The sequence below is a fragment of the Photobacterium sp. GB-72 genome, assembly GCF_003026095.1.
GTDB lineage: Bacteria > Pseudomonadota > Gammaproteobacteria > Enterobacterales > Vibrionaceae > Photobacterium.
In genome coordinates this window covers 105149-130592 of record NZ_PYNV01000007.1, presented here as the reverse complement: position 1 = coordinate 130592, position 25444 = coordinate 105149, and the positions used below count along the sequence as shown (strand labels likewise).

General features: G+C 40.9%; 23 protein-coding genes. 16 read left to right on the top strand and 7 right to left on the bottom strand.

What is annotated here, in order from left to right; genetic code table 11:
- Window positions 1-62: 62 nt before the first annotated feature.
- Window positions 63-440 (bottom strand): autonomous glycyl radical cofactor GrcA, encoded by a 378-nt coding sequence (gene grcA / locus C9J40_RS10270; protein WP_107207244.1) that lies wholly within the window; start codon window positions 438-440, stop codon window positions 63-65.
- 316 nt (window positions 441-756) lie between these two features.
- On the opposite strand from grcA, the gene nfo reads away from it, so the two are divergent.
- Complete coding sequence (gene nfo, locus C9J40_RS10265; protein WP_199187070.1) at window positions 757-1611, top strand: deoxyribonuclease IV; 855 nt, start codon at window positions 757-759, stop codon at window positions 1609-1611.
- Window positions 1612-1703: 92 nt separating this feature from the next.
- Window positions 1704-2366, top strand: a complete 663-nt coding sequence (ung, locus tag C9J40_RS10260; RefSeq protein ID WP_107207245.1) for a uracil-DNA glycosylase — start codon at window positions 1704-1706, stop codon at window positions 2364-2366.
- A gap of 71 nt (window positions 2367-2437) precedes the next feature.
- On the opposite strand, the gene C9J40_RS10255 is transcribed toward ung, so the two are convergent.
- Window positions 2438-2620: a DUF3545 family protein gene (locus C9J40_RS10255; RefSeq protein ID WP_005369686.1), complete on the bottom strand. Its 183-nt coding sequence runs from the start codon at window positions 2618-2620 to the stop codon at window positions 2438-2440.
- Window positions 2621-3063: 443 nt separating this feature from the next.
- Here C9J40_RS10255 and C9J40_RS10250 point away from each other — a divergent pair, with 443 nt between their 5' ends.
- Both C9J40_RS10250 and yaaA read left to right on the top strand, forming a co-directional pair.
- Window positions 3064-4491, top strand: a complete 1428-nt coding sequence (locus C9J40_RS10250; RefSeq protein WP_107207246.1) for a sodium:alanine symporter family protein — start codon at window positions 3064-3066, stop codon at window positions 4489-4491.
- A gap of 103 nt (window positions 4492-4594) precedes the next feature.
- Window positions 4595-5368 (top strand): peroxide stress protein YaaA, encoded by a 774-nt coding sequence (gene yaaA / locus C9J40_RS10245; protein WP_107207247.1) that lies wholly within the window; start codon window positions 4595-4597, stop codon window positions 5366-5368.
- Window positions 5369-5449: 81 nt separating this feature from the next.
- On the opposite strand, the gene srmB is transcribed toward yaaA, so the two are convergent.
- A complete protein-coding gene (srmB, locus tag C9J40_RS10240) occupies window positions 5450-6700 on the bottom strand; it encodes an ATP-dependent RNA helicase SrmB (protein WP_107207248.1) in 1251 nt (416 codons plus the stop codon).
- A 193-nt stretch (window positions 6701-6893) separates the two neighbouring features.
- The gene (locus tag C9J40_RS10235; RefSeq protein ID WP_107246731.1) at window positions 6894-7616 is read right to left on the bottom strand and encodes a tRNA1(Val) (adenine(37)-N6)-methyltransferase; all 723 of its coding nucleotides are present in this window, start codon (window positions 7614-7616) and stop codon (window positions 6894-6896) included.
- 397 nt (window positions 7617-8013) lie between these two features.
- Here C9J40_RS10235 and brnQ point away from each other — a divergent pair, with 397 nt between their 5' ends.
- Window positions 8014-9327, top strand: coding sequence for a branched-chain amino acid transport system II carrier protein (gene brnQ, locus C9J40_RS10230; RefSeq protein ID WP_107207250.1), 1314 nt, complete (start codon window positions 8014-8016; stop codon window positions 9325-9327).
- A gap of 74 nt (window positions 9328-9401) precedes the next feature.
- Here the strand turns inward: brnQ and fldB are convergent, their stop codons facing one another.
- A complete protein-coding gene (fldB, locus tag C9J40_RS10225; protein ID WP_107207251.1) occupies window positions 9402-9923 on the bottom strand; it encodes a flavodoxin FldB in 522 nt (173 codons plus the stop codon).
- Between the two features lie 214 nt (window positions 9924-10137).
- Here fldB and xerD point away from each other — a divergent pair, with 214 nt between their 5' ends.
- From xerD to C9J40_RS10190, 7 genes are all read left to right on the top strand, one after another.
- Entirely contained in the window at window positions 10138-11034 is an 897-nt protein-coding gene (xerD, locus tag C9J40_RS10220) for a site-specific tyrosine recombinase XerD (protein WP_107207252.1), read from the top strand.
- Window positions 11035-11194: 160 nt separating this feature from the next.
- A complete protein-coding gene (gene dsbC / locus C9J40_RS10215; RefSeq protein WP_107207253.1) occupies window positions 11195-11923 on the top strand; it encodes a bifunctional protein-disulfide isomerase/oxidoreductase DsbC in 729 nt (242 codons plus the stop codon).
- Between the two features lie 114 nt (window positions 11924-12037).
- Window positions 12038-13762 (top strand): single-stranded-DNA-specific exonuclease RecJ, encoded by a 1725-nt coding sequence (recJ, locus tag C9J40_RS10210; RefSeq protein ID WP_107246729.1) that lies wholly within the window; start codon window positions 12038-12040, stop codon window positions 13760-13762.
- 179 nt (window positions 13763-13941) lie between these two features.
- A protein-coding gene (gene prfB, locus C9J40_RS10205) for a peptide chain release factor 2 (protein WP_105059510.1) occupies window positions 13942-15040 on the top strand; the annotation gives its coding sequence in 2 pieces (ribosomal slippage) (window positions 13942-14016 and window positions 14018-15040; 1098 coding nt in all).
- Window positions 15041-15072: 32 nt separating this feature from the next.
- Window positions 15073-16578 (top strand): lysine--tRNA ligase, encoded by a 1506-nt coding sequence (lysS, locus tag C9J40_RS10200; RefSeq protein WP_005369658.1) that lies wholly within the window; start codon window positions 15073-15075, stop codon window positions 16576-16578.
- Between the two features lie 338 nt (window positions 16579-16916).
- On the top strand, window positions 16917-18236 hold the full coding sequence (locus C9J40_RS10195; RefSeq protein ID WP_107207255.1) for a sigma-54 dependent transcriptional regulator: 1320 nt from the start codon (window positions 16917-16919) through the stop codon (window positions 18234-18236).
- Between the two features lie 338 nt (window positions 18237-18574).
- Window positions 18575-18817, top strand: coding sequence for a hypothetical protein (locus tag C9J40_RS10190; RefSeq protein ID WP_107207256.1), 243 nt, complete (start codon window positions 18575-18577; stop codon window positions 18815-18817).
- A 58-nt stretch (window positions 18818-18875) separates the two neighbouring features.
- Here C9J40_RS10190 and C9J40_RS10185 read toward each other — a convergent pair whose 3' ends face one another.
- The gene (locus C9J40_RS10185) at window positions 18876-19910 is read right to left on the bottom strand and encodes an NADP(H)-dependent aldo-keto reductase (protein WP_107207257.1); all 1035 of its coding nucleotides are present in this window, start codon (window positions 19908-19910) and stop codon (window positions 18876-18878) included.
- A 164-nt stretch (window positions 19911-20074) separates the two neighbouring features.
- On the opposite strand from C9J40_RS10185, the gene C9J40_RS10180 reads away from it, so the two are divergent.
- Window positions 20075-20377, top strand: coding sequence for a DUF6482 family protein (locus tag C9J40_RS10180; RefSeq protein WP_107246727.1), 303 nt, complete (start codon window positions 20075-20077; stop codon window positions 20375-20377).
- Window positions 20378-20403: 26 nt separating this feature from the next.
- Here the strand turns inward: C9J40_RS10180 and mutH are convergent, their stop codons facing one another.
- On the bottom strand, window positions 20404-21084 hold the full coding sequence (gene mutH, locus C9J40_RS10175) for a DNA mismatch repair endonuclease MutH (protein WP_107207259.1): 681 nt from the start codon (window positions 21082-21084) through the stop codon (window positions 20404-20406).
- A gap of 622 nt (window positions 21085-21706) precedes the next feature.
- Here mutH and rppH point away from each other — a divergent pair.
- From rppH to C9J40_RS10160, 3 genes are read left to right on the top strand one after another with little or no spacing between them, the layout of a single operon-like run.
- Window positions 21707-22225 (top strand): RNA pyrophosphohydrolase, encoded by a 519-nt coding sequence (rppH, locus tag C9J40_RS10170; RefSeq protein WP_005369648.1) that lies wholly within the window; start codon window positions 21707-21709, stop codon window positions 22223-22225.
- Window positions 22226-22284: 59 nt separating this feature from the next.
- Window positions 22285-24531 (top strand): phosphoenolpyruvate--protein phosphotransferase, encoded by a 2247-nt coding sequence (gene ptsP / locus C9J40_RS10165; protein WP_107207260.1) that lies wholly within the window; start codon window positions 22285-22287, stop codon window positions 24529-24531.
- Between the two features lie 27 nt (window positions 24532-24558).
- Complete coding sequence (locus tag C9J40_RS10160; protein ID WP_107207261.1) at window positions 24559-25362, top strand: sulfite exporter TauE/SafE family protein; 804 nt, start codon at window positions 24559-24561, stop codon at window positions 25360-25362.
- Window positions 25363-25444: the final 82 nt, after the last annotated feature.

The window sequence follows — 25444 nt, the reverse complement described above, 5'->3', positions numbered from 1 at the left end:
CGGCACATTGATCGTGCCGTTTTTTTATTGTTACGTACTTAATAAGGCAAGCTAGCAGGAAATTATAGGCTGCTAGTGAAAGTACGTGCGATAACGTCTTGTTGCTGTTCACGAGTTAGTGAGTTGAAACGTACAGCGTAACCAGAAACACGGATTGTTAGCTGTGGGTATTTTTCTGGGTGCTTAGCAGCATCTTCTAATGTTTCACGCTTAAGAACGTTTACGTTTAGGTGCTGACCGCCTTCGATTTTTGCTGGTGCTTCGATAGCTAGCTCACGGTATTCGATGTCACCTAGATCTGATTGAGCAATAACTTGGTCAGCTTCAAAACCAGATAGTGCACATACACAACGAGCTTCGTTTGTTTCGCTGTCTAGGATCCAAATAGTGTTTAGTAGATCGTCGTTTGCAGCTTTAGTAATTTGAATACCAGTAATCATAACTTATCTCCGAGAAAGTGGTGTTAATTTAATCTTTTTGCTGAGTCTTTAATGCTATAACTCAGCACGGCTACTTGTGTATTGATCTAGATCAAATTACAACAAAAAACCTTAAATAAAGTAGGGCTGTTTTATTGAGCTAAGTCAATCTAACGCCATTTTAAGGGTTAATCAACAACAAATTTTAATCGATAAAAAATAGTTTAGTTCAATAATGTTGTATTTTTACAACATTATTGAAGTGTGATTGTAATTATAATGTTTGTTAAATGTTTCTCTTTGGCTTGAAATGCCAAATGACATGAATAAGGTGAAAATTGTTATGAAACTGATTGGTGCTCATGTTTCTGCTGCTGGTGGTGTATTTAATGCGCCAGTAAATGCTGACAAAATTGGTGCGAATGCTTTTGCCCTGTTTACTAAAAACCAGCGTCAGTGGGTGGCTAAGCCGTTAGAGGCCGATGTGATAGCTGCATTTAAAGCGCGTTGTTCTCAATTAGAATTTAATGCCAATGCTATTTTGCCACATGACTCTTATTTGATTAATTTAGGTGCACCAGAGGCTGAAAAGTTGGAAAAATCGCGTGCTGCTTTTATTGATGAAATGTCGCGTTGTAAACAGCTTGGATTGCACCTTTTGAACTTCCATCCGGGGAGTCATTTAAAAAAAATTTCTGAAAAAGAGTGTTTAAAATTGATTGCTGAGTCCATAAATCTTGCGCATAAAGAAGTCAGTGATGTGGTTGCAGTGATCGAAAATACCGCGGGACAAGGTTCAAATTTAGGTTGGCGGTTTGAACATTTGGCAGAAATTATTGATCAAGTTGAAGATAAAACACGGGTAGGTGTCTGTATTGATACCTGTCATACCTTTGCGGCGGGATATGATTTACGCACTGAAACTGCAACTGATCGAACTTTTGCTGAATTTGATGACGTTGTTGGAATGCAATATCTCCGAGGTATGCACTTAAATGATTCCAAAGGTGATTTAGGGAGTCATTTAGATCGCCACCATAGTCTAGGTGAAGGAGCGATCGGTTGGGATTGTTTTCGTTATATCATGCAAGATGATCGTTTTAATCATATGCCTCTTATTTTAGAAACGATTAATCCTGATATTTGGCATCAAGAGATTGCGACATTGCGGGATTTTGCCGCTCAAAAATAAGTGGCTATAAATGAAGGCGTCGATTATTTATCTCGCTTGTGATCTGATTTTGATATTCTTACTGAGTAAATTCTATTGATGAGGAAGTATTTATGACCGCTAGCTGGTCTACATTTATCGAGCAACAACGAGCACAAGCGTATTTTTCTGGGATTGAACAGGCGGTTGACGCTGCTCGTGCATCAGGAAAAGTGGTATTTCCTCCTCAACAAGATATCTTTAATGCATTCACTTCTACGCCATTAGAGAACACCAAGGTCGTGATTTTAGGACAAGATCCTTACCATGGGCCAAAGCAAGCTCATGGATTAAGTTTCTCTGTACTTCCAGGAGTTAAAACGCCACCGTCATTGGCGAATATGTATAAAGAATTAGCCACTGACATTGAAGGCTTTGTAGTACCTGAACATGGTTATTTACAGCCGTGGGCAGAGCAAGGTGTTTTATTGCTTAATACCGTCCTAACAGTAGAGCAAGGGAGCGCGCATTCTCACGCTAAGATTGGTTGGGAAACATTTACCGATCGTGCGATTGAGTACATTAATGATAATACAGAGGGAGTGATCTTTTTACTGTGGGGCGCCCATGCTCAGAAAAAAGGTAAAAAGATAGATACCGAGCGTCATCATGTTTTACATTCAGCGCATCCTTCACCGTTATCTGCATACCGGGGGTTCTTTGGTTGTCAGCATTTTTCTAAAACCAATCAGTTACTCGCTGAAATGGGGAAATCAGTGATTAATTGGCAGCTATAAGTGAATTTATTTCTAAAAACAAAACGCCAGCAAAATGCTGGCGTTTTGTTTTTTTAGTCTGGAACTGTCTGTTAAAAGTCGAATTCATCGGCATTGTAACTACCGCACATATCCATATCTTGAAGTTCACGACGAAGTCGTTGACGATCTTTTAAGGCTTCGATTTCACGCCATTTACGTTTTTCAGGTTTTGCTCGAGAGCGACGAGAGACGGTTTCTGTGGTGAACATATCATCAAATGCAAAGCTATCCATAAAGCACCTCTTCCTATGATCTAGCTAAATATAAGCTACAAGGTCATTAATTATCACACTATGGGGTAGAGTAAAATTGAACTGTTTCTCATTTGTTGCTTAAAGATGAAATTTTTATGTGCTAAAAGTCAAATATATCCTTTTTATGACCGAAAATGTAAGAAAACAACTCGCGATTAGGCTTTATTTATGTTTGGATTTAGTGGGAAGTTTTTAGATATTTACTTAAAAAATATACCCTTAGTGTATTTCATGTGATAATGAATGAAATTTTTTGATATATCCCCTCATAATAGACTTACAAAAATAAGAGAGGGAATATCCATGTGTAATCACTCTGTTTGGTTACTAAATTGTAATGATTTAGTTTGCGCTGCTTGGGTGGATACCACATCCATTGCCATTATTTATTCGATACGTACGGTGTTGTAGAAGGAACCCACTTGTCTAGCCAAATTACCTTTTTAAATGACTTACTCTGGGGCTCGGTATTAATTTATTTACTGATAGGAGTCGGTATTTACTTTACCTACCGTTTGAGCTTTATCCAGTTCCGTCATTTTGGACATATGTTTAAGGTGATGAAAAACAGTCGCAAATCAGACAGTGCCGGAATTTCTTCCTTCCAAGCATTATGTACGAGCTTAGCGGCTAGAGTCGGCACAGGTAATATGGCGGGAGTCGCCGTGGCCTTAACTTTGGGTGGCCCCGGCGCGATTTTTTGGATGTGGCTGATTGCTATGCTTGGTATGGCGACTGCTTTTGCAGAAAGTGCATTAGCTCAGCTTTATAAAACCCGCGATAATGATGGTAATTATCGTGGTGGTCCTGCGTATTATATGGAAAAAGGATTAGGCATGCGCTGGATGGGCGTTATGTTCTCGGTCTTTTTGATCATTGCTTTTGGCTTAGTGTTTAACTCGGTTCAAGCTAACTCGATAAGTCAGGCGGCTCATGTCGCTTTTGGCTGGTCACCGATATATGTTGGTATTGGGCTTGTGATCATGACTGGAGTGATCATCTTTGGTGGTTTGCGTACGATTGCAAGAACCGCGGAAATTTTAGTTCCTGCAATGGCATTATGTTATCTGGTGCTTGCCCTTTATATTATGGCGATCAACATAGAAAAACTGCCTGATATTATCATGATGATTTTTCGCAGTGCTTTCGGTCTAGAAGAAGCGGCATCGGGAGCACTGGGATATACCATCGCGCAAGGAATGATTAATGGGTTAAAGCGTGGCTTATTTTCGAATGAAGCTGGCATGGGATCGGCACCGAATGCGGCAGCCTCTGCAACACCTTATCCGCCCCATCCTGCCTCGCAGGGATATGTGCAAATGCTGGGGGTATTTATGGATACAATGGTGATCTGTTCATCCACTGTCGCGATTATTTTGATGTCTGGCGAATATGTTCCCCATAGTGAAGTGACAGGGATTGAGTTAACTCAGCGTGCCTTGAGCTCGCAAGTCGGCGATTGGGGCTCTGTGTTTATTGCCGTTGCAATTTTCTTCTTTGCGTTTACATCGCTCGTTGCTAATTATTCCTATGCTGAAACCAACCTTATTTTTCTTGAGCATAACCATAAAATTGGCTTGAATATTTTTCGTGTTGTGGTGCTCTTTATGGTGATGTTTGGGGCGTTAGCTGATCTGCCAACGGTATGGGCAATGGCCGATGTCTCAATGGGAATGATGGCACTGATTAACTTAGTCGCGATTGTTTTACTGTCAGGCACTGTGGTGAAGTTGGCTACTGATTACAATAAACAGTTATCGCTGGGTAAGGTGCCGACGTTTGATAGTAATGATTACCCAGAGCTTCATGCCCAGTTAGAAGAAGGCATTTGGGATAAGAGTAAATCATAGTGAACGCCTATTACTGAAATAACCAAAGCCACTTAGTTTCTAAGTGGCTTTTTTGTTGTTTAGTGATAATCTTTTCAAGTCAGACTTTAAAGGAAAAAGCCTTATGTTAATTGTGGTTTCCCCCGCTAAAACCCTTGATTATGAATCGCCATTGGTAACATCAACCTATACTTTGCCAGAGCTAACGGATCACTCTGCTGAACTGATTGATGTATGTCGTGAATTAACGCCAATGGATATTGCGAGCTTAATGAAAGTGAGCGATAAAATTGCAGGTTTGAATGCAGCTCGTTTTGCTGAGTGGCAGCCACAATTTACGCAAGACAATGCTCGTCAGGCAATATTGGCTTTTAAAGGTGATGTGTATACTGGTCTTGCGGCTGAAACCATGACAGAACAACAGTTTGCTTATGCTCAACAGCATTTACGTATGCTTTCGGGTTTATATGGTTTATTGCGTCCATTAGATTTGATGCAACCTTACCGCTTAGAGATGGGGACGAAATTAGCGAACCCTCGCGGTACTAATCTGTATCAATTTTGGGGTGATATCATTACCGATAAATTGAACCAAGCATTAGTAGAGCAGGGCGATGATATTCTGATCAACCTTGCATCTAACGAATATTTTAAATCGGTGAAACCGAAGAAGTTGAATGCTCAACTTATCACACCTGTTTTTAAAGATTGTAAGAACGGTAATTATAAAGTGATCAGCTTTTACGCCAAAAAAGCCCGTGGCATGATGGCGCGTTACATTCTTGATAATCAAATCACATCGATTGAAGCTTTAAAAGAATTTGATACCGCGGGTTATTATTTTGTTGAAGCAGAATCAACAGCGAAAGAATTCGTATTTAAGCGTGAAGAACAATAGTAATAAATAATTATTTTTAAATGAAAAAGGCCAACTCGTGAAAGTTGGCCTTGTTGTTTTATCTATGTGGTAAAAGATAAATTACGATTTAGCTTGGCCTTTTTTTGCCGCTTGTTTGATTTTCTTTTTCGCTTTCGCTTCTTTTACTTTTTTACTCACTTTTTTCTTTTTCTTGGCAGTGCTTGCTTTTTTGGTCTGTGGACGTAGGCCATGAATAAAGCGTTCTGGCACTTCTTCTTTCATGTAGCGGCTGATACGTTCGATCATGCTTTGATCATGTGCTTCAACCAAGGAGATTGCCGTTCCTTTCTTACCCGCTCGCGCTGTACGACCAATACGGTGTACATAAACTTCAGCTGTACGAGGTAGATCAAAGTTGATCACATGGCTAACATCAGGTAAATCAATACCACGTGCAGCAACGTCTGTCGCAATTAATACGTTCACAACACCATCACGAAAACGAGTGATCATGTTTGTACGTGCAGCCTGTGCCATTTCACCTTGGATCCAGTTACAAGGGATGCCCATGGCTTCTAGTTGACCACGAAGTACAGCTAGGCGCTCACGTGTTTTGACAAAGATGATCGTGCGTTCAGCTTGCTCTTTAATGATGTTTTCTAACAGAGCAAGCTTGTGATCCATATTGTCACAACGAAGGTACATTTGGTGGATCTTTTTACGTTCGCGGCGAGAAGGATCTGCATTTACTTCAACAGGCTCATTCAAAATTGTTTCTGAAAACTCACGTACACCTTTACCTTCTAAGGTAGCGGAGAACAATAAGCTTTGACGACGCCAGCGACACTCATGGTTAAGACGCTCAACAATTTTACCAAAGCCCATGTCTAACATGCGATCGGCTTCATCAAGGATCAAACACTCGATAGCACGACAGTCAAATTTCTCAGCTTCAATGTACTCCATAAGACGACCTGGTGTTGCTACCACGATATCCTGAGTTTTACCCAGCATTTCGGCATGTTCGTCATATGAGATACCACCTGTGATGGTAAATACTTTTAGTGTTGTATATTTTGCTAATGCTCTTGCTTGATCGGCAACTTGAATGGCAAGTTCACGTGTTGGCGTTAAGATCAGAATACGTGCAGGTCCCGGTCTTTTGCGTGGGAAATCTTGCAAGTGTTGGATCATCGGTAGAAGAAAGGCTGCTGTTTTTCCGGTCCCTGTTGGCGCAGAAGCCATTACATCTTTACCGTCAAGGGCATGAGGGATAGCCTGCGCTTGAACCACTGTTGGGCGGCTATAGCCGATTTCTTCAATCGCTCGTAACAGCTCGCTATCTAACTCTAATTCGGAAAAGTCTCTCACCAGTTATCTCTCCCAAGACAAATGCTATGTGTCATTATCGTATGCCAATTACAAAGAATAACAACAAGGGTATTAATATTTAAGGGGCGGCATTATAGCCACTCTTGGCGTAAGTGACACCGATTAAAACATAAAAACTTTAATCATTGATGATTATTACAACGTTTACAGGGGATATAAATGTCGTATTCGGTTACATTTTTAGATAGAAATCTTTCGTTAATGCTTTGAATTCAATTGAATAATCACCATTGTTATGAATGCAAAGGTGAGATGAATAACAGGTTTGTTTCTTTTTACTCAATTGTAGAAGTAATCGAATCGGTGCTTTTTTCTCGGTGCTTTGGACATCACAACGTTCAATACAATGTAAATGATATTCAGCAGCGGCTTCAATTAAACGCTGTCCTTCGTAACTTGGCAAGATAATACTGGCGATCCCTTCTTCTGTAAGAAGCCATTGAAGCGTTTTAAGTAGCTGTTGATGGCTAAATGTATCGGTATGTCGAGCAGTAGCACGGTGTGATTGCTCTGCTTGCTGACCAAAATTGAAATAAGGGGGGTTACACACAATCGCATTAATACTATTAGGGGGCTGTGTATGTCGCCATTCTGTGACATCTTGTTCAATACACTGTAAGCGTCGATGCCAAGGTGAATTTGTGAAATTTTGGCGTGCTGCCGCTGCGGCTTGTGGATCGATTTCGATAGCTTCGATAGTAATAGGTAAAGCTAACGTGCTTGTCCGCTGTGCAGCCATGAGTGCTAATAAACCACTGCCTGTACCAATATCCACCACTCTACCTTGTCGAGGCATAGCTGCCCATGCTCCTAGCAATACACCATCGGTGCTGATAGGCATTCCGCAGCCTAAATCATTGACGTGAAATTGTTTAAAGCTAAAGCCGCGTGACATGGCTATTTTCCCTTTTCTTGTGTTTTGAGCTAAGTAGTTTGAGCTAAATATGGAATAAACGATTAACCGTAATGGTTATAACACTAATCATCACAACGGCTTGGTTATTGCGCTTTTATTGTTTTGACATAGTTAACTACTATGTTTGCTTTTTGTTTATATTTTAATCTTTTGTGTTTAGTTGGTTTTATATTCTATTCTTGTTGTCTTTATTGGTTTTATATTTTGGTTTTAATGCTTTGTTTATGTATTATATGGTGTTTATTTCTACACTATTGCCAAGAATGCTGTTTTTATCCATTATGTTTTCGTTGGTTATATATGTTTAATTTTGTAATCAACGTGGATAATTATAAAAACACAACACGTAACCCATAAGAAGAGTGGAAGGTGCAGTTTGAAAAAGACACTCAAAGTAACAGACATTATAGCGTTAGGTTTTATGACTTTCGCTTTCTTTCTTGGTGCTGGGAATATTATTTTTCCACCATTAGCAGGTCAACTTGCCGGTGAAAATATGCTTTCGGCCATGTTTGGCTTTTTAGTTACAGCCGTTGGTCTACCTTTAATTGGCATTATTGCCGTTGCAATGGCAGGTGGTGGCTGGCAGGGGTTAACCCGTGATTTACCCTCAAAAATAGCAACGTTAATGGCGGTGCTGATTTTTATTATTATTGGTCCTGCTTTTGCTGCGCCGCGAACAGGTTTAGTCGCTTATGAAATGGCAGTAAAACCATTTATGGCGGCAGATGCTGGTCAAGCAAGCTTAACGACTTTTTCTGTGATCTTTTTTGCAGTCGCCCTCTTTTTTGCTTGGTCTCGTGGCCAGCTGATCGACATGATTGGTAAGTTCTTAACACCTGCACTGTTTATCGTATTGGCTATACTGGCTATTGCAGTATTTGTAAATCCACAAGGTTCGATTGTTGCAGCGCAAGGTGAGTATGTAACACAGGCGTTTACGAAAGGTTTCCTTGAAGGCTATAACACCATGGATACTTTCGCGGCCTTGATGTTTGGTATGCTGATTGTGGATGTGATCCGCAGTAAAGGTGTTAGTGATGAAAAAACAACCTGTACCTACCTGATCTACGCCGGTCTTATTGCAGCAGCAGGCTTAGCCTTTGTATATATCTCATTATTTTACTTAGGCGCGACCAGTACAGCGATTGCACCTAATGCGGCTAATGGTGGCGTTATCTTAACTGGCTATGTGATGGCGTTATTTGGTGCGCCGGGTCAGGTGATCCTATCTGCAATTGTATTACTTGCCTGTTTAACGACAGCGATCGGTTTGATCAGTGCATGTGCAGATTACTTCAGCTCTTTGACGTCACTGTCTTACAAAAAGTGGGCGGTGATTTTGGCGGTAATTTGTGCGGTGGTAGCCAATGTGGGTTTGAACCAGTTGATTGCGTTATCTGTACCTGTGTTATTTGCTTTGTATCCAGTCGCGATTGCACTGGTCGCATTAACCTTAGTACGTAAATGGTTACCGAATCCACGTTTAGCATACCGTGTTGTGTTGTTGGTTTCTTTTATCTTTAGCATGATTGATGTGGCGAAATACTTGAAGTTTGATGTATCAATGTTCAGTGATTTACCACTATTTAATTATGGTATGGCTTGGGTATTACCGACTTTGATTGCGCTTGCGATCACGCGCTTTGTCGGTGGCAAAGCGATGGGGCCACAAGATAAGTTAGCGTAAATTCACTGTTGAGATAGACATAGAAAAGGGATGCCATGTGCATCCCTTTTTGTTGATATATGCAATGTGATTGCTCACAAGGTTTCGGCGTACTCAAGCATAATTTGCTCACACCACTGGGTGATACGTTGATCGGAATGTTCGTATTGTGAGTCTTCATCCAGCGCAAGACCGACAAAGAATTGTTTATCGTCAGTAAGGGCTTTTGATGCTTCAAATTGGTAGCTATCATCATTGGGCCAGTAGCCAATAAATTGAACGCCTGCTTCTAATAGCTTGTCATGCAGCATTCCCATCGCATCAAGGAACCACTCGGTGTAACCTTCTTGATCGCCTAAGCCAAACAATGCAATGGTTTTATTGGTTAAACGTAATCCATCAAGCTGCTGCCACACGGCTTCCCAATCTTCTTGCAGTTCACCAAAGTCCCAGGTTGAAATACCTAAAATAAGCATATCAAACTGGTTCATCTCATTGATGTCTGCTTCTTTAATATTACGCAGTTCAATCAGCTCGGGACCAATACAATCACGGATCTTTTCTGCTGCCATTTCGGTATAGCAGGTGGTTGAGCCATAAAACAAACCGATTTTCATGCTGAGTATCCTAGTATTTTTATTTATTGTTTGAGTGTACCTGTAATGACCTTACAAGCTCAATAAAGTGAATAAAAGCATCCGATATTTTTTCACTTATTGTCTGTTGTAATAAGCCTCGTTACTTTTGCTTTAAAATATCCTATGATGAATGAAAGTACTGTGTTTTTATCCATGTGTTGAAGCTTTGCTAACACAGATTTTGGAGTGAAAAATGGAAAACGATGACGTTATTATCGAACGTTTTCTGGATGCGATGTGGATGGAGCGAGGATTATCTGAAAATACCTTGTCGTCTTACCGCAATGATTTAACCAAGCTATTACGCTGGTTAAAACAAGAATCACGTAATGTCATCAGTGTTTCAGTTGATGATTTACAGCGTTATCAACAATGGTTATTTGATAAAGATTATAAGCAAACCTCACGTGCACGTATGGTTTCTGCTATTCGCCGTTTATTTCAATATTTACATCGTGAAAAGATGCGTGATGACGATCCGAGTGCGATGCTAGTGACACCTAAATTACCCAAACGCTTACCCAAAGATTTAAGTGAAGCACAAGTGGATGCGTTATTAGAAGCACCCGATGTTAATGATCCGATTGAACTGCGCGATAAAGCGATGCTTGAATTGTTGTATGCAACAGGCTTGCGTGTAACTGAGCTTGTGACATTAACTATGGAAAATATTAGCTTGCGCCAAGGTGTCGTTCGCATTACTGGTAAAGGTGATAAAGAGCGATTAGTCCCGATGGGAGAAAATGCTGTCGATTGGATTGAACAATTTATTGATACGGGGCGTCCGCAACTACTGGGAGAAAAAAGCTCTGATGTGTTATTTCCGAGTCGTCGAGCAAGACAAATGACCCGTCAAACGTTTTGGCATCGGATTAAACACTATGCTGTTTTAGCGGGAATTGATGCAGAAACATTATCACCTCACGTGATGCGTCACGCCTTTGCAACGCACTTATTAAATTACGGTGCTGATCTTCGTGTGGTACAAATGTTGCTTGGACATAGTGACCTATCAACCACACAAATTTATACCCATGTTGCAACGGAAAGGTTAAAACAATTACACCAAACTCACCATCCTCGCGCATAATTGTGAGAGAGTGTTAGGTAAATTCGTGAATACTATTTGCGTTCCGTTAGAGTTGACTTATTCTTGCCTAGCAAATGAGAGTAGAAAGTTTGAAACTATTTTACGATGAATTAGGTCTCATAAAGATTGAGAGTATCATCATTAATTAAGGATAAATTAAATGCACTTTATCAGCCGAACAATTGTGGCAACAGCGGTTGCTTTAACGGCTTTTTCAGCGGCAGCGAAGCCAGATGAAGCGGCGATTAGTCAGCAACTTGCGAAAGTCGGCTTAACCCCTTCATCGATTGAAGCGTCTCCGATTTCAGGATTAAATGAAATTATGACAGAGCGTGGCATTGTTTATGCTTCTGATGATGGTAAGTATTTTGTCGTTGGTCACTTATACGAAAATAATGGTGCGCAGCCTGTTAACTTAACAGAGCAAAAAATGGCAAAAATGAACAAGGATAAAATTGCAGCGATGGAAAAAGACATGATTGTCTATCCTGCAAAGAACGAAAAATATGTCGTTACCGTGTTCACCGATACAAGCTGTGGCTATTGTCGTAAATTACATAATGATATCAAAGGTTATAATGATGAAGGCATTACTGTTCGTTATTTAGCCTTCCCTCGTGGTGGTGAGCGTTCTGGCAACTTTAATCAAATGAGTGCGATCTGGGGTGCTAAAGATCGTGCAAAAGCGATGGATGATGCGAAGAGTGGCAATTTTGATACAAGTAAGATCACACCTCGTCCAGATTTAGTGCGTGCACAATACGAGCTTGGTGTTGCAATGGGTGTGAACGGTACGCCTGCTATTATTCTCGCTGATGGTACGATGATCCCTGGTTATCAGCCGCCTGCAGCATTACGTCAGCTACTTGATAGCCAACCAAAAAGCTAATTTAGCGTCGTAGATGATGGAATAATAGAAAGCCTGAGCATTATGTTCAGGCTTTTTTGTTATAGGCTATTTCGTTACTATGAAAAGATAATAATACTGATAAGAAGCCTGATTATGATTGAAATTAAACGTCGCCCTTTAGCAGATACTGAGGGGTTCTCAGATCAAATCCCTCCGATCTTACAACGTATTTATGCTAGCCGTGGGATCAAAAATGATGCTGAGTTGGAGCGTAGTGCCAAGGGGCTACTTAATTACAATCAGCTTCATGGTATGACTAGCGCAGTTCAGTTGTTAGTGGATGCGCTTTTGCAAAACACACGAATTATCATTGTTGGTGATTTTGATGCTGATGGCGCAACAAGTTCAGCATTATCTGTGCTAGCGCTTCGTATGCTCGGCTGTAAAAATGTTGATTATTTAGTACCTAACCGTTTCGACGATGGATATGGCCTGAGCCCTGAAGTGGTTGAACAAGCCATTGAACGTGGCGCAGAGCTGATTATGACCGTGGATAACGGAGTTTCTTCGATTGCTGGCGTTGCGGTAGCGAAAGAAAAAGGCTTGACCGTATTAGTTACCGATCACCATTTGCCAGGCGATTGTTTACCGATCGCTGATGCGATTGTTAATCCAAATCTTAATGAGTGTGGGTTTCCATCTAAAGCGCTGTGTGGTGTCGGGGTGGCTTTCTACCTCATGCTGGCACTGCGCGCTGAATTACGTCAGAGAGGTTGGTTTGAGCAACAAGGTATCGCCATGCCTAATCTGGCTGAATTACTCGATTTAGTCGCACTGGGAACTGTTGCTGATGTCGTTGCACTTGATGGCAATAATCGTATTTTAGTGCATCAAGGCTTACAACGTATTCGTGCGGGTAAGTGTCGACCTGGTATTCAAGCGCTAATTGAGGTTGCCAATCGCGATCCGGCGCGTTTAGTGACCAGTGACTTAGGGTTTGCCTTAGGGCCTCGCATTAATGCCGCAGGACGATTAGATGATATGTCGTTTGGGGTTGAACTCCTGTTGTGTGAAAACATTCAATCAGCGCGTCGTATGGCATCAGAGCTAGATGGCTTAAATCAGACACGAAAAGAAATAGAGCTGGGCATGAAAGATGAGGCCTTAGCGATTTGTGAGCGTTTGAAGTTTAATCAGCAAGATATGCCTTATGGTTTAGTGCTCTTCCAGCGCGATTGGCACCAAGGTGTGATTGGTATTTTAGCCTCACGTATTAAAGATAAATATCATCGTCCTGTGATTGCTTTTGCCGATGCGGGGAACGGTGAAATTAAAGGCTCATGTCGCTCAATTCCTGGATTACATATGCGTGATGCGCTAGATCTGGTCGATACCCAAAATCCTGGGATGATTTTGAAATTTGGTGGTCACGCGATGGCGGCAGGACTTACTATCCCTGAAGATAAATTAGATGCTTTTAGTAAAGCTTTTGATGCGGTGGTACGCAATGTACTCGATGAAGAAGCGCTAAAAGGGGTATTGATGACAGATGGTGAGTTAGGCTGTCATGAATTAAACCTAGATGTCGCTGAAATTCTTCGTGCTGGTGGTCCTTGGGGACAACAATTTCCTGAGCCAGCCTTTGATGGTACTTTCCGATTATTGCATCAAAAGTTAGTGGGCGGGAAACACCTTAAGATGATGGTAGAGCCGCTAAGTGGCGGTAGCGTAATTGATGCGATTGCTTTTAATGTCGATGTGAAACGTTGGCCTGATGCATCGGTTCAACAAGTTGAATTGGTTTACCGTTTAGATGTTAATGAATACCGAGGCAACCGCAGTGTGCAATTGATGATTGAACATTTGAACGCGAAATAAGTATTATTTTCATTTTTTGATAACGAATATCTTAGTGGCGAGGTTTTCAAGGCTGATTAAGCCTAGAATCTCGCCATTTTATTATTAATTTTCTTATAACCTTTCTCTCCCTCTGTATATTCTATCTACAATTCGATAGAATCTTTCGGTTATGTCCATTTCGACAATGAAGAGTGGCAATGTTCGAGATTAATCCTATTAAAAACCGACTTGAGGATGTGTCAGCACGTACTGATACCCTTAGGGGGTACCTTTGACTACGATGCTAAGAAAGAGCGTCTAGAAGAGGTAAACGCAGAATTAGAGCAACCAGATGTATGGAATGAACCTGATCGCGCACAAGCGTTAGGTAAAGAGCGTGCATCACTGGAAGCGGTAGTTGAAACCATTGACCTACTAGATCAAGGCGTTGAAGACGTTGAAGGTTTATTAGAGCTGGCGGTGGAAGAAAACGATCAAGAAACATTTGATGAGATTGAACCTGAGTTAGCTGAGCTTGAAGCTAAGTTAGCTAAGTTGGAATTTCGTCGTATGTTTGCAGGCGATCACGATGCGTCTGATTGTTACCTTGACCTTCAAGCAGGTTCAGGTGGTACAGAAGCACAAGATTGGACTTCAATGATGCTACGCATGTATTTGCGTTGGGCTGATGCCAAAGGTTTTAAAACCGAAATCATTGAAATCTCTGATGGTGATGTTGCCGGTCTGAAATCGGTTACCGTTCGAATCAGTGGCGAGTATGCTTATGGCTGGTTACGTACTGAAACAGGTGTTCACCGTTTAGTGCGTAAGTCACCGTTTGATTCAGGTGGTCGTCGTCATACTTCTTTTGCTTCAGCATTCGTTTATCCTGAAATTGATGACAATATCGTGATTGATATTAACCCATCAGATCTACGTATTGACGTATACCGTGCATCAGGCGCGGGTGGTCAGCACGTTAACACCACGGAATCTGCGGTACGTATTACCCACCTTCCAACTAACATTGTGGTGCAGTGTCAGAACGATCGCTCTCAGCATAAAAACAAAGATCAGGCAATGAAGCAGTTAAAAGCGAAATTGTTTGAATATGAAATGCAGAAGCAAAATGCTGAAAAGCAAGCCAGTGAAGATACCAAATCCGACATTGGTTGGGGTAGTCAAATTCGTTCATACGTATTAGATGACTCCCGCATTAAAGATTTACGTACTGGGGTGGAAAATCGTAACACCCAGGCAGTACTGGACGGTGATTTAGACCGTTTTATAGAAGCAAGCCTGAAATCAGGTCTTTAACCGAATTCCGGTAAAAATTTAAGGGTTACCCCATGACTGATCAATTACAAGATGAGAATAAGCTGATTGCTGAGCGTCGCGCTAAATTAGATATGATCCGCGAAAACTGCAAAGCAAATGGCCACCCCAATGATTTCCGTCGCGATAGCTTAGCGGCAGATCTCAATGCAAAATACGGTGAAATGACCAAAGAAGAGCTTGAAGAAGCGGGTCATGTATTTGCAATCGCGGGTCGTATTATGGCTAAGCGTGGTCCTTTCTTGGCTATTCAAGATGTATCTGGTCGTATTCAAGCTTACGCATCAAAAGATGTGCAGAAAGAGCTAAAAGAGAAGTATTCAGGCTTAGATATCGGTGACATTATCGGTATTAAAGGTGCTCTTCATAAGTCAGGTAAAGGTGATCTTTACGTGAATATGGATGAGTACGAGCTGCTAACAAAAGCACTGCGTCCTTTACCTGAAAAATTCCATGGCTTAACTGACCAAGAAATGCGTTACCGTCAGCGTTACGTTGATCTTATCGTTAACGATGATTCACGTCATGCTTTTGTGGTTCGTTCAAAAGTGGTATCTGCGATCCGTAGCTTCATGGTAACGAAAGGCTTCATGGAAGTTGAAACACCAATGATGCATGTGATCCCAGGTGGTGCAACAGCACGCCCATTTATCACACACCATAACGCACTCGATATCGATATGTACCTACGCGTTGCACCAGAGCTTTACCTTAAGCGTCTAGTGGTTGGTGGTTTTGAGCGTGTATTCGAAATCAACCGTAACTTCCGTAACGAAGGTCTATCTCCTCGTCATAACCCTGAATTCACCATGATGGAATTCTACATGGCGTACGCAGATTACAACGATCTGATGGATCTGACAGAAGAAATGCTAAGCAGCATTGCGATTGACGTTCTTGGTTCTTCTAAAATGCCATACGGTGAGTTTGAAGTTGAATTTGCAGGTCCATACACACGTATGAGCATGCTAGATGCTATCAAGCAGTACAACCCAGAGCACGCAGAAATCCAAGCATTAACTTACGAAGGCGTTGCTGATCGTGAGCTAATGGTGAAGATTGCTAAATCTGTACACGTTGATGTTGAAGATTTCTGGACTTGTGGTCAGTTGCTAGAAGAGATCTTCGGTGAAACCGCTGAACCTCAACTAATGCAACCAACTTTCATTACTGAGTACCCAGCAGATATTTCTCCACTTGCTCGTCGTAACGATGAAAATCCATTCATTACAGATCGTTTTGAATTCTTCATCGGTGGTCGTGAAGTAGCGAATGGTTTCTCTGAGCTTAACGATGCACAAGATCAAGATCAACGCTTCAAAGCGCAGGTTGATGCTAAAGATGCGGGTGATGATGAAGCAATGTACTACGATGCAGATTACATTACAGCGCTAGAGCACGGCTTACCACCGACAGCGGGTCAAGGTATTGGTATCGATCGCCTAGTGATGTTATTTACTAATACACACACAATCCGTGACGTGATCCTATTCCCAGCAATGCGTCCTCAAAGCAACTAGTTCTAAGCTCTGATATAAAAAACCACCGCTAAGCGGTGGTTTTTTTTGCTAAAAACAAAACTGAATAACCATTTCCTTATATTTAATGGTGCTATTTTTTAATTTGTTGCATTAAAAATGAATGTGATTTTTAGAATAATTCATTAAGATTGTGATGTATTTCGATAAAATGTAACTTTTAAGATAAAAAATAGATGCATACTTTGAATTTAATAGTAAACATGTTGCTCACTGGTGTGGCGTACATATAGTATTGTTAAGTATTTGGTGCGGTTACTATTAATACACATTAAAACAACAGTCGTGCTACGTAATAACGTTATCAAGGGCGATTAGGGATGGATAAACGAAATAAGATCGGGGCAGCGAATTCAATTGTTGTCTTTGGCGGAGTAAATCAAAAGTGGCTTCCATCAATGGAGGCGGCTGGGTGGTCATGTCACCGTTGTTATGATTTACGCGCAGCAGAATCTTTATTGTTAGAAATGGGCCCCTGTGTAGGTGTTGTAGATCTAAGTAATGATGATTTCAGTTTGCATAGCTTAGCCGCACTTGTGAATCGTAATAAGCAAGTACGCTGGATAGCGATTGTGCGTGATGAACAATTAAATAATGAAGCAATAAGTCAATTAATTGTGAATTTTTGCTTAGATTATTTTTCTACTCCTGTTCCTTGTGAGCGACTAAAGCAAACCATTGGTCACCAAAGTGGAATGCTAGCATTAGAACGTCAAGTTTGGCCTCAGTTAGGCCAGTTTGGGCAACAAGGCTTGCAAGGCAATACGCCAGTGATGAAGAAACTTCGTGATCAAGTTAAGCGTGTTGCATTAAGTGATGTACCTGTTTTAATCAGTGGTGAAATTGGTACTGGAAAATTAGTAGTAGCAGAAGCCTTACATCAAGCTTCGGTTCGAGCCAAAAAGCCGCTAGTACGTGTTAATTGTGAAAATTTACAAGCCGGGTGGATAAATGAGGTTGGACAAAATTCTTATCTCGATTATGCCAATAACGGTGTGTTAGTACTTAATGAGTTTACTTTACTTGCAGATGATCGAAAAAAAGAAGTACTGAAAATACTCAGTGATGGTGTCTATTATCATCCTGATGGCAGTATTTTAACGTTAGATATCCGTTTTATAGCCACCAGTAGTCACAATTTTGAAGATCTATCAGAGTTAGATACATTAACCCGTGATCTGTATTTTAGATTAAATGTGGTGTCACTAACGGTACCTGCTTTACGTGAAAGAGGCGGGGATATTGTATTACTAGCAGAGTTTTTACTCTTAAAATATGCTAGGCAATATAATAGTGTTGTTAAGACGTTTTCTGAACAAGCCAAAGCGATGTTGCTTCAATATCAATGGCCTGGCAATGTCCGTGAATTAATTAGTCAAATCAAGCGTTCTGTATTACTGGTTGAAACTAAGTGTATAGAAGCGGAGCATTTAGACATTCCCCGAGTGACTGAAGATAAGCAAAGTTTAAAGAAAATTCGTGAAGAATCGGAACGAACGGCATTATTAACAGTATTAGAAAATAACAAAGGTCAAATCTCTGCAGCAGCGAGAGAATTAGGTGTATCTCGCGCCACTATGTATCGATTGCTGAATAAACATGACTTGATCCCACCTCCTCGTTGTTTCCGCCAAGGTTAATATCATTTAACGTTGATTGATTAATACAACAGCGACTGCAAGGTGGCTGTTTTTTTAGATCTAAATATCATTCTCTCTACCAATACTACATAAATGTTTCTGCTGATATTTCATGAAAATATTGGTTTTAAATTAGTCTATAGCGAATAAAAGTAGAGTCTTATAGCATAAAAACATGCAGTTACATTGATGGCATAAATTTACTTGTTATATGTTAATGATTCGTTAGTATTGGTTTTAAGCATATCTTTCCAATTTGAAAATGTCCGATCCTTTAGCAAAGAACAGCGACATGGTTAGAGTGTGAATCTTAATTTAAAGCCAAGGAGAATGTCATTATGCGCCAGTCTGTGTATATCCGATTTGCTATTTTTTTAATCCAACAAGATGTGAAACGAGAAGAGGCGTTATGGCGACATCAGCAACGTCGAGTCAGTGTCTATTTACCTGTTCTTTCCCCTCACTTAATGCGCGATGTGGGGGTTGAAAGTGATGGACGTATTGCATTGAGTCATCTTGTTCATGCCGAGCGTAAAGTTCGTCATCTCAGACGAACATTAAGATTTAGACACAACACGTAAGGAGTAAGGCCAGCAAGTATTTTTACTTGCTGGCCAACCGTTACGTAATACTCAAACACTAAGGGCAAGGGTTTGAGTATTGAATACCAACTCGCTCTAAATCTGTCATAACTTCTTCAGAAAGCATGAGATCAATACTGTTTATATTGTTTTCTAACTGCTCTAGTGTAGTGGCACCGATGATATTTGCCGCAACAAAAGGACGTTGGTTAACAAACGCGAGTGCCATTTGGACGGGATCAAGTCCGTGCTTATTAGCGACATCAATATAAGCTTGTGTGGCTTGAATACCTTGCTGATTAAAATAGCGTGAAAAGCGAGGAAACTCAGTGCATCGCGCCCCTTTAGGCTTGGCATTATTTAAATATTTACCGCTTAATGCGCCAAAAGCTAACGGGGAATAGGCGAGTAGCTCTACACCTTCATGATGGCTAATTTCAGAAAGTCCGACTTCAAAACTACGGTTAAGTAAATTGTAGGGATTTTGAATGGATACGATTCTTGGTAAATTGTGTTTTTCTGCGAGCTGAAGATAAGACATGACTCCCCAAGGGGTTTCATTGGAGACGCCGATATATCTGATTTTTCCTGCTGTGACTAACTCACTTAATGCCTCTAGTGTTTCAATTAACGTAACACCACAATGATCTTCTTCATAATGGTAGTTTAACTTACCAAAACAATTGGTTTGCCGTTGAGGCCAGTGCAGCTGGTAGAGATCGATATAATCGGTTTTTAAGCGAATTAAACTATCATTCACCGCATCATGAATATGACGTCGATTAAGCGACATATTGTCACGAATATAAGGCACATTACGGGGGCCTGCCACTTTTGTTGCAATCACAACTCTATCTCGTAATTGTGTTTTTTCTAGCCAATTACCAATATAACTTTCTGTTAAACCTTGGGTATTAGCATTCGGCGGGACGGGATACATTTCCGCAGTATCAATGAAGTTGACGCCATGCTCAAAGGCGAAATCTAATTGGCTATGGGCTTCATCCTGATTATTTTGTTCACCAAAGGTCATGGTACCGAGGCAGATCTTACTGATCTCTAAACTAGAATGCGGGATTGTATGGTATTTCATTCGCTGTCCTTGCCATTAATGTCTTTTATTTGACTATAGCTTGAAGTGTTTGGACTGAGAAGTGCATTAAATATGAAATGAATATTATATTACGAACTTGATAGGAGGAGAAAACTGACACATAGTTAATGTTAGATCTTTTATTTTTTTAGTGTAGATAAACAATGAAGCTATCTCAATTAAAGCCGTGGCTTAAAGCATCACCGAATAAGATCCCACATTGTGTATTAACCTGTTATGCGGGATATTCTGATTATCTGATGGAAATTGAATATAAGCATCAGTTACAGCCACTTAAAGATGAGCAAGATAACTTACTGCATTTTAAGACGATTGAGCAGGCGCAGGTATTATTGAAATCTATTGGGATCAGTAATATGACGTTACGTTTAACTGATCCCTATGATGAATTCTTACCGGAAGGGCTCACGCCTGCTTGTGAAGAAGATATGGTGTTGCATTTTTAGTCCCGCGGTTTAACGCAGCACATAGCTTAAATAAAGTATCGAGCTAAAATTTCTGCCGTGAAGTGTGTTTTTAAATAAAAACCACGAGGTAAGGTTTTGATAGGCTGTCCATTTGCGCCGTAAGCTTCTGTGAGTACTTTGCTATTTGCCGCTTTGGGTCGTAATTGCAGTACCTCGCCATGGCGTGCTGTGATGTGTTCGACTTGGCCGAGTACGATCATATCCATTAACTCTTCCCAGTCTTGTTTTAACTGCGCATCTTCGTCTATCGATGGACTCCATATTAACGGTGATCCAACATGGCGTTCTGCTAAGGGAATATCACGTTCACCTTCGACAGGGATCCATAATACCCGTGAGAGCTTATGACGAATATGACTGGTTTCCCATCGTAATCCTTGTACTCCAATTAAAGGGGCGACACAGACAAATGTGGTTTCTAATGGTTTGCCATTATAGCCAATAGGGATCGTTTTAAGTTCAATCCCAAGATCGATAAAGTCAGGAACGGGCTTACTTCCCGCTGTTGCACCTAAATGCCACTCCAACAGCTGCCCAACCCATCCTTTATCTCTTTTTAGATCTGCAGGTGGAATAATGCCAGCAAGATCGGCTAGTTCTCCAAGCGTTAACCCTGCTAGTTGTTGGGCTCGATAGAGGAGTTCGTGTTCAGTGAGAGGGGGGGATGGTTGCTCAGGCTTTGGCATAGTGCTACGCGATGATCATGATCTAAAATAAGAAGAGTCAAGATCATAACATAGCTTTTTCCTGTTTGAATGGATAAATCTAGAGAAAAGGATCATTTTAAAAGATATCCACAGATTATTTTTATTAAATATTTATTTTGATGCTAACTGTTTAAATAGACAGGCTTAAGTTGGTGTTTTATTCATCTTGATTATCTTGTGTTCGATCATTTTTATTGTATGGTGTGGATAAAGTCAGAATTGATTGATCTTTAACCGATCGTTTTTTTGAGATGTGAATATTCTATTTTTTAAAATTTATTATGTATCTTTATTGATTTTAATATTTTGATTTTTATGTGTTTTTCGTTTTATCTTTTGACGTTTCATTGCTATTTATCAAATGATAATGACATATAAAACCGAGGTTTTTTTATCTTCTGCACAAATCTATCCACAGAAAGAGTGAATAAATGTGGGGAATGTCTCATTTAGATGTTTATAACCTCTAGTAGAGAGAGGAGTTATCCCTAATTTGAGGTTTAGTTAGGAAAATATCACGATCTGATCGAATCTTTGTTTACCGATCACGTCTACTATGAAAAAATCACTATTAATAGATATTTATACTTGAGGTCGTCCAGTGATTGATGGCGATGGATACCGCCCTAATGTAGGGATCGTTATCTGCAATAGCCATGGCCAGGTATTTTGGGCTCGACGATATGGACAACATTCTTGGCAGTTTCCGCAAGGTGGTATTGATGATGGTGAAACACCAGAGCAAGCCATGTTCCGTGAATTGTACGAAGAAGTAGGATTAACCAAAAAAGATGTCAGGATAATTGCGTCAAGCCGTCATTGGCTACGTTATAAATTACCTAAACGTTTAGTGCGGTGGGATTCGAAACCTGTTTGTATCGGGCAGAAACAGAAATGGTTTTTGTTGAGCTTGGAGTGCGATGAGTCCAAGGTCAATATGCAGCGAGGTGCTACTCCTGAATTTGATGGGTGGCGATGGGTAAGTTATTGGTATCCAGTCCGACAGGTCGTTTCGTTTAAGCGTGATGTTTACCGTCGCGCACTGAAAGAATTTGCACCTGTAGCCATGCCTTTTAAAGAATGGAAAGAGCGAAAATTCAAGCGTAATAATAAAAAGTAAATAAGGTAATACAGTAATATAGAGGTTATTGGCAATATAGAAGGATAATAAGGCTCGTTATGCTGACACAGCTTAGAGATATAGTTGACAAGGTTGTCAGCGCCCAGACCTTGATTGAAGCGCTAGATCAATTAGTGATGAGCACTTGTCAGGTCATGAAAACAGACTGTTGTTCGGTCTATATTGCTAATCATGAGCGTCAGCTTTATACATTGATGGCAACGCAAGGGCTGCATAAATCGCAGCGGCGTGTAAGTTTACGCTTTAATCAAGGTCTAGTTGGCCTTGTAGGGCGTAGTGCTGAGCTTGTTAATGTTGCTGATGCTCGTGTACACCCCCATTTCAAACATCTCCCGGGGATCGGAGAAGAATCCTTTCGATCTTTTTTTGGGACTCCTATCATTCATCAGCGCCAAGTTCTTGGTGTTCTTGTTATACAGCAACGAGAAAAGCGGGAATTTAATGAAAGTGAAGAATCTTTCTTAGTTACCCTTGCCGCTCAATTATCAGGTATTTTGGCTCACGCGAAAGCACAAGGAATGTGGTTTGAGCAAGGGAATAAATTACACCTTACTGGATCTGCGGCTTCTGCTGGTGTTGCTGTTGCTAAAGCATGGTGGGACGATACCCAACCGCTATTAGAGCATGTTGCTCCCACGTCTTGCCTTGATGTGAATTTTGAGCAAGAACGTTTAGCTATTGCGATAGAAGCGGCCAGTACAGAGTTTCGACGTTTACGCAAACGTTTTGATAGTGAACTGCAAAAAGAAACCCTCGCCATTTTTGATTTATTCAGTCATTTACTCAATGATCCTATGCTGCGCAAAGATCTGAAAGCCCGGGTTGCTTGTGGTGATCAGGCTGAATGGGCTGTGCGTCAAGTGGTCGAATCTTATTCCGCTCGTTTTGCGAATATGAAAGATCAATACCTTAAAGAGCGTGCACAAGATATTCGCGAGTTAGGCCAGCGCTTATTGTTCTTTTTACGTGATGAAGAAGTCGATGAGTTGCAGTGGGATGAACCTGTGGTGCTATTAACTCGAGAGTTAACCGCAGCAATGCTTGCAACAGTCCCTTTAGGAAAGTTAGCTGCGGTTGTTGCTCAAGAAGGTGCCGCTAACTCACATGCTGCTATTTTGTCTAGAGCACTCGGTATCCCTGCTATTATGGGGGTCGACTTTGTTCCTCATATGGTACATAACAATTTAGTTATTGTTGATGGTTATCGTGGTGACTTTCTTGTTAACCCTAATCGTCATGTATTAATTGAGTATCGTCGTTTATTGCGGGAAGAGCATGAACTAGCCAAAACCGTTGAAGGTGATCAGGATAAAGAAGCCTATACCAAAGATAATCAACGGATCATGGTGCACTTAAATGCGGGTTTAAGTGCCGATACCAGTATTGCGATTAATAAAGGGGTCGACGGGGTCGGCTTATATCGCACTGAAGTGCCTTTTTTACTGCAACGTAGCTTCCCTTCAGAGGATGAACAAATTAATCAATATCGTTCTATTTTGCAGACTTATCCCGAGCAAACCGTTGTGATGCGAACGCTCGATATTGGAGGCGATAAGCCGTTACCGTATTTAACGATAGAAGAAGACAATCCCTTTTTGGGTTGGCGTGGGATCCGTTTTACCTTAGATCATCCCGAGATTTTTTTAATTCAAGTTAGAGCGATGTTACGTGCCAGTATTGGCTTGAATAATATGGACATTTTGCTCCCTATGATCTCAGGGATAGCTGAGCTTGATGAAGCCAAAATATTAATTGAGCGCGCCTATCAGGAAGTGTCAGCGCAATATGATGGTGAATTAAGAAAACCTCGCTTAGGTATCATGATTGAAGTACCGTCAATGCTTTATCAACTCCATGCGTTAGCCGATAAAGTTGATTTTATTTCAGTGGGTAGTAATGATTTAACTCAATATTTGCTTGCCGTGGATCGTAATAACTCTCGGGTCGCCAGTGTTTATGATGCGCTTCATCCTGCTGTTTTAAATGCGTTAAAACATATTATCGATAGTGCAGAGCGGTACCAAATTCCAGTTTGCGTTTGTGGTGAATTAGCAGGAGATCCGATAGGTGCAATTTTATTAGTCGGAATGGGGTATCGATCATTGAGTATGAATACCCGTAATGTAGCCAAAATAAAATATATATTACGTCATGTGTCAGCACTTGATATGACGCAATTGGCGGATGATGTTCTCGCGGTACATTTATCTTGTGAAGTAAGAGAGAGAACAACGTTATTTGTCGAGCAGCATGGTTTAGGTGGGTTTATCCGCGCAGGTAAGTAGAACACTCTTTTATATTGGTTACGTATTATGTATGAAACAACACTTTGGCTATTTAGCATGTGTTTGCTATTGGGATCTGTCGTCGGATTATTGGCTGGTTTATTAGGCATTGGCGGAGGCTTATTGGTTGTACCTGCTCTAGTTTGGTTATTACCGAAAGCCGGCATTGCATCGCATCTTGTGATGCATATTGCGTTAGCGACCTCACTTGCCAGTATTGTTATGACGTCAATGGCCTCAGCCCGTAATCACTTTAAGCTTGGAAATATTGATTTTTCAGTGGTGAAAATATTAGCGCCAGGGATCATTGTTGGTGGATTGGGAGGGAGTGTTGTTGCTGAGATCATCCCTTCACATTACTTACCTAAAATTTTTGCTGTCATCGTATTATGCTTAGCAATTCAGATGTTGCTCTCAATGAAAGTGATAAACAAGAAGCCTCTGCCAAACTCACTCGCATGTATAGCAAGTGGTGGCATCATTGGTTTGATCTCAAGTCTTGCTGGCATTGGTGGAGGATCATTAACAGTACCGTATTTAAGTTATTATGGTATTGAGATGCGACGTGCCATCGGTACCTCTTCGCTCGTTGGTTTCTTAATTGCTGTTTCTGGAATGATTGGCTTTATTTACGCAGGTGTTGGCAGTGAAGCGTTACCAGCGTTTAGTGCAGGTTATGTATATCTACCAGCTCTATTCGGTATTGCTGCAACATCGATGATCGCAACTCGTTACGGCGCGGCGTTAGTGAGTCGACTACCGACCCCGACACTGAAAAAGCTATTTGCGGTGTTATTGTTATTGATCAGTATAAAAATGTTTTTAAGTTAACAGTAAGGCCAACAGGCTTCTGATAGAATAACGATTACTAATTTTCGCGCCTAGCTTTTGCTGGGCGTATTCAATTTACGAG

Coding starts and splice junctions, on each gene's coding strand:
- C9J40_RS10160 (WP_107207261.1), top strand. CDS start 24,559: ATGTATGAAACAACACTTTGGCTATTTAGCATGTGTTTGCTATTGGGA.
- C9J40_RS10195 (WP_107207255.1), top strand. CDS start 16,917: ATGGATAAACGAAATAAGATCGGGGCAGCGAATTCAATTGTTGTCTTT.
- C9J40_RS10185 (WP_107207257.1), bottom strand. CDS start 19,910: ATGAAATACCATACAATCCCGCATTCTAGTTTAGAGATCAGTAAGATC.
- yaaA (WP_107207247.1), top strand. CDS start 4,595: ATGTTAATTGTGGTTTCCCCCGCTAAAACCCTTGATTATGAATCGCCA.
- dsbC (WP_107207253.1), top strand. CDS start 11,195: ATGCACTTTATCAGCCGAACAATTGTGGCAACAGCGGTTGCTTTAACG.
- xerD (WP_107207252.1), top strand. CDS start 10,138: ATGGAAAACGATGACGTTATTATCGAACGTTTTCTGGATGCGATGTGG.
- lysS (WP_005369658.1), top strand. CDS start 15,073: ATGACTGATCAATTACAAGATGAGAATAAGCTGATTGCTGAGCGTCGC.
- grcA (WP_107207244.1), bottom strand. CDS start 440: ATGATTACTGGTATTCAAATTACTAAAGCTGCAAACGACGATCTACTA.
- C9J40_RS10235 (WP_107246731.1), bottom strand. CDS start 7,616: ATGTCACGCGGCTTTAGCTTTAAACAATTTCACGTCAATGATTTAGGC.
- C9J40_RS10255 (WP_005369686.1), bottom strand. CDS start 2,620: ATGGATAGCTTTGCATTTGATGATATGTTCACCACAGAAACCGTCTCT.
- recJ (WP_107246729.1), top strand. CDS start 12,038: ATGATTGAAATTAAACGTCGCCCTTTAGCAGATACTGAGGGGTTCTCA.
- C9J40_RS10180 (WP_107246727.1), top strand. CDS start 20,075: ATGAAGCTATCTCAATTAAAGCCGTGGCTTAAAGCATCACCGAATAAG.
- ptsP (WP_107207260.1), top strand. CDS start 22,285: ATGCTGACACAGCTTAGAGATATAGTTGACAAGGTTGTCAGCGCCCAG.
- mutH (WP_107207259.1), bottom strand. CDS start 21,084: ATGCCAAAGCCTGAGCAACCATCCCCCCCTCTCACTGAACACGAACTC.
- ung (WP_107207245.1), top strand. CDS start 1,704: ATGACCGCTAGCTGGTCTACATTTATCGAGCAACAACGAGCACAAGCG.
- C9J40_RS10190 (WP_107207256.1), top strand. CDS start 18,575: ATGCGCCAGTCTGTGTATATCCGATTTGCTATTTTTTTAATCCAACAA.
- fldB (WP_107207251.1), bottom strand. CDS start 9,923: ATGAAAATCGGTTTGTTTTATGGCTCAACCACCTGCTATACCGAAATG.